The sequence below is a fragment of the Paraburkholderia sp. CNPSo 3274 genome (genome assembly GCF_024206475.1).
GTDB lineage: Bacteria > Pseudomonadota > Gammaproteobacteria > Burkholderiales > Burkholderiaceae > Paraburkholderia.
The window spans coordinates 1-4333 of record NZ_JAMBPR010000172.1 but is presented as its reverse complement, the minus strand read 5'-3'; the positions used below and the strand labels follow the sequence as shown (position 1 = coordinate 4333).

The window sequence follows — 4333 nt, the reverse complement described above, 5'->3', positions numbered from 1 at the left end:
TGCGTCGAGTTCAGCGCCGCGAGCTGGCCCGTGCTCAGACCCGAGACCTGTGCGCTCGTCAGCAGGTTCACCGACAGCGTCGCCAGCTGCGACGTCGTCAGCGCGTTCAGCGCCGTCGAGGTCAGCGACTGCACTTGCGACGACGTCAGCTGGCCAACACCCGCCGAACCCAGTGCCTGCACTTCAGCCGTGGTCAGCGCGTTCAGGTCAGCCGTGCCGAGCTGCGCGACCTGGCTGGACGTCAGTGCCTTGATCCCAGCCGAACCCAGACCGTTCACGACCTGGTTCGTGCTGAGCGCCTTGATGTCGGCGCTGCTCAGCGCGTCAACCTGGGCGGAGGTGAGATTCGACAGTTGAGCCGTGCTCAAGCTGGCGACCTGGAACGTCTGCAGCGTGCCGATCGCGTCGGTGCCAAGACCGACGATTGCGCCTGCGTTGATCGCTGCGATCTGACTTGTCTTCAGCGCGTGGAGGGCCGAAGTGGACAGTCCCGCAAGCTGATCGGAGTGAAGCTGGTTGATCGCTGCGCTGCTAAGCGAAACGATCGCCGATGCACTGATCGCGTTCAGCTGGCCCGAACTGAGGCTGCTCATGTCCGCTGTGGTCAGTGCTGCGACATCGGCCGTGGTGAACGTCGCAAATTGCTGTGTTGACAGCTGTCCGACCTGCGTCGGTGATAGCGACGAGATGATCGAAGTCATGTTTTATTTTCCTTCCGATTGCATCCAGTGAGGTTCGCGTGTGGCCTGACTGCTGCCTTTGCCGCCGACAATCACACCAAACCAAAAAGTGTCGGCCCTTTGTAAACATTGGCCACGCCCGAGCTCTCAGCGCTAGAGTGCAGCCTCCGTGCATAACGGCACTGGCCAGAGCGAGTTAAGGGTTTGGAAGAAAAATTTGGTAAGAACTTCAGAATCTTTGTAAGGAGGCCGATGAAATAAGCAGTGGCGACGATTTGCTTACGAAAGGCGCAAACGTTTCAAAAGAGAAAGTGGATGCTTTCGGAAGAGAAACCGCATGAATTGCGGCACTTCGGCGGCGATTGCCGAACGCAGGCGCCACGCAGCGCTAGGCCAATTCGTCAGGCTTCTGAAGGCGTGTTCGACCCTGGAATTTCCGATATATTTGCAGCGGCCGCCCAAACCGGGCGCGAAGGAAAGCCGGCTCCGGGACATTTTCGTGTCGAAAGCCTTACAAATTACCACCTGAGTAAGCGGCAAGCGTCGCCGCGCGATTCATCGCAGAAGGCGACGCGAAGCAGAAACCTTACAGTTCAATAACGCGATCTATCATGCGCACTGGAATTGTCACGATACAAAAGAACCGGGCACCCTGGATTCCGGAATGGATTGCGTTTCACCATTTGGCCGGTTTCAACCGATTTTATTTTTACGCCCACAACTGCACCGACGATACGGCGCAGGTATTGCAGACATTGGGCCGGATTTACGACATCAAGTCGTTCACGCTTACTACGGATCAAAATCACGTCCAGTTAAGCGCTTATCAACATGCCTATGAAAATTTCGGGCACGAGTGCGACTGGCTTGCGTTTATCGATGGCGACGAGTTTCTGTTTCCTGCCGTGGATGGCACGATTGGCGAGGCGCTCGACCGATTCAACTACGAGAAGATTTCCGCAGTCGGCGCGTATTGGTCGTGCTTTGGAAGTTCAGGCCACGTGGAAGAACCCGCGGGCCTGATTGTGAAGAACTACCGGCACCGGTTTGACCTCGACGCGCCGGCCAACAGGCACGTCAAGAGCATTGTGCGGGGAAGGCAAAATACGTCGGTCGGTCCGAACGCCCACATTTTCAACACGCCGTACGGAACCGTCGATGAAAACATGCGGCCGGTAACCACGGGGGCGGCCCCTTACGATCCCACCCACCAGTACTTCAGGATCAATCACTACGCCTGCCAAAGCCTTGAATTCTTCCGCAAATTCAAGCAGCGATCGGGCGCGGCGGATGCAGGGCAGGCATTCGTCAGGCCTGATAGCTGGTGGACCGAATACGATCGCAACGATTGCTTCGACGCGTCGCTGGAGTCGTGGTACCCACGACTGGAAGCCGAAGTTCAACGCATCGGCTTCACTGATTTTGCCGGACGATTTACGCCGCCTTCCGACGTTTGACCTTGGCTTGCGGGGCAGGTGGCGTTTGCTCGACCAGGGGTTCGGCCACCGCCTTGACCACGTACTGAAACGCGATCGCGTCCTGCTTCGCCTGTTCCGGATCGACGCAAGTCGCCTCTGCCATCTGTCCGATGGCGGCAAGTACCTGGGGATCGGGCTGATGGAAGATGCGGGCGCGCATATCGACGATCTGGAATCCGCTCGACTGGAACAGATCGATGAGCGTGAGCCTCGTGAACCAGCGGATATGCGTACGGTCCAGCAATCCCGAGTCCTGATAGATGAACCGGCCCGAGTTCAAGCAGGTCTGCAGGCTCCAATTCTGTGCGTTCGGCACACAGGCGACCACCTCCACCGGACCGCTCGCGTTCTGCCGGATCTTCTTCAGAAGCTTCCACGGATCGTAAAGGTGTTCGAGCGCGTCGGCGAATACCCAGGACTGGGCGGATGAAAGGTCGCTGAATGCCTCGTCGTCCAGTTTCTCGACGTTGCCGCAGATCACGTCAGTGCAATAGCGCCTGGACGCCTGCGCGTATTCCTCGACGATTTCGATCCCGACGTACCGGCAATCGGAATTGATCTCGCGATAAGCGCGCGCCAGCGCACCGCTGCTCGATCCGACTTCCGCCACGCAGGCGGCGTCCTTGCGCATCAAATGAAGGACATCGGCATTGTGAATGTCGTTGATCGGTGTTTGCTGGATGTCTTGAACGGGTTGCACCGCGAACCTCTCGTAGGGGCGACTGGTTTGAATGGCGTGTTGGTACTAGGCCTGCGCCGCGCGCTGGGCAGCAAGACGATCGAGTAGACTGGCTCGCATCAGGAAGAAAGCCGTCAGAAATTCCGGATGCCCCGTTTCCGTCGCGGCGCGCTTGAGCGCGTCCATTGCGACGAGATCCAGTGCATTGCCCATCAGCGGGGAGTTGTATGAAAACGGCAGCTTCATCCCGTTGAAACTGCGTACTTTCCATTGCGGTTCGGTGCCGAGGATCAGCGAAGCAATTCGCTCGACAAGAAATACCTTTGCCGGTGCGGCCTTATGGTCGTATTTGACATCGTCGCTCAGCAGCCGGCCGAACTCGCTGGTCTCGTCCTCCGCGAGATTGAACAGAAGCTCGCATTTTTCCAGCCAGCGGCGCCAGAACGCCGGCTTCGCGACGAGGTAATTGCAGAAAATCGTGCTGGCCGTGCTCATGACGATGCTATCGACCTCGATGCCGGGCACGACCAATTCGAGCGCCTGCTTGATGATTTCGTCGCTGCCGGCATGCAGAAACTTCATCTGCTCGAAAACGTTGAGAAAAAGCGCGGAGTGATCGAAAAACGGCGAGAACGTCACGACATCGACGTCATCGCGCGTTTCCGAAAGAAACTGCATGACCTGCGCGGAATCCAGACCCGTCTTGCCGGCGAATTTGGGCGACAGGAAGCCATAACGCGCATTCTCGTCGAGCGATTCGCACATCAGGAAGTTTCTGATCGGCCAGTATTCGTACCAGTCTGGCCGCTGCCCCGTGTTGTCGAGCGGGATGAAGCCGGAATCAAGACCCGCGTGAGTTTCCGGCGAATAAAAGATCTGATAGACGAGATTATTCGTTGCACGCGCGCTCACCGCCGGGGGCGGGCCCTGGGAGACAACTTCGTCCAGGGCGGTGTCCCGGCTCGGGGGTTGGGTATCAGACATGGGCAAGCTGGCGCTGTTCTGGATGCAATTGGGCTGCGGGGCAGTCTAAGCCATGCCCTTGCGCCGCAATTCTCCAAGCAGACACGGAGTTCACAGGCAATTCTCCGTTTGACACTGCGCGAATACAAAAGCGTAGCCGCCTTCCCTGGCCGGTCAGCTAGTGGCAGATCTGAAAAATGAAGCGAAGCGCTGGAAAAGCGGGAGATTCATTGGCGCGCCGGGGTGGGATCGAAAAATCGGCGAAAGGTGCGCCAGATAAAGCATTAACAGGTTGCTGAAGTACCGCTGAAACATGTCATCGCGCAGAGTTCGTGAAGCGTTGATAGATGAACCACCACTTACCCACTGGAGATCATGCGCGGCGCCGACACTTTCACCGAGAGTTTGTTTTCCGTGCGCAAGCTGGACGACTTCGTCCCCAAGTCGCATCCGTTGCGTTCGATCCGCGTAATGGCGAACGAAGCGCTGGCGAAGATGGATCGACTGTTCGCCGAGATGTACGAAGCGGACAT

General features: G+C 57.7%; 3 protein-coding genes and 2 pseudogenes. 2 read left to right on the top strand and 3 right to left on the bottom strand.

Annotated elements, in window-relative coordinates; genetic code table 11:
- A pseudogene (locus tag M3I54_RS43620) lies at positions 1-701 on the bottom strand (heme utilization protein); the annotation flags it as partial.
- Positions 702-1291: 590 nt separating this feature from the next.
- Between M3I54_RS43620 and M3I54_RS43615 the strand changes: the two are divergent.
- Positions 1292-2137: a glycosyltransferase family 2 protein gene (locus tag M3I54_RS43615; protein WP_254346604.1), complete on the top strand. Its 846-nt coding sequence runs from the start codon at positions 1292-1294 to the stop codon at positions 2135-2137.
- Here M3I54_RS43615 and M3I54_RS43610 read toward each other — a convergent pair.
- Together M3I54_RS43610 and M3I54_RS43605 are read right to left on the bottom strand one after the other, a co-directional pair.
- Positions 2115-2858 (bottom strand): methyltransferase domain-containing protein, encoded by a 744-nt coding sequence (locus tag M3I54_RS43610; RefSeq protein WP_254346603.1) that lies wholly within the window; start codon positions 2856-2858, stop codon positions 2115-2117. The genes M3I54_RS43615 and M3I54_RS43610 overlap by 23 nt on opposite strands.
- Before the next feature lie 45 nt (positions 2859-2903).
- A complete protein-coding gene (locus M3I54_RS43605) occupies positions 2904-3821 on the bottom strand; it encodes a hypothetical protein (protein ID WP_254346602.1) in 918 nt (305 codons plus the stop codon).
- Positions 3822-4175: 354 nt separating this feature from the next.
- Between M3I54_RS43605 and M3I54_RS43600 the strand changes: the two are divergent.
- Positions 4176-4333 (top strand): annotated as a pseudogene (locus tag M3I54_RS43600) (IS5/IS1182 family transposase); the annotation flags it as partial.

Bases quoted from the DNA above. Each gene is read 5' to 3' on its own strand.
- M3I54_RS43615 (WP_254346604.1), top strand. From the start codon at position 1,292: ATGCGCACTGGAATTGTCACGATACAAAAGAACCGGGCACCCTGGATT.
- M3I54_RS43605 (WP_254346602.1), bottom strand. From the start codon at position 3,821: ATGTCTGATACCCAACCCCCGAGCCGGGACACCGCCCTGGACGAAGTT.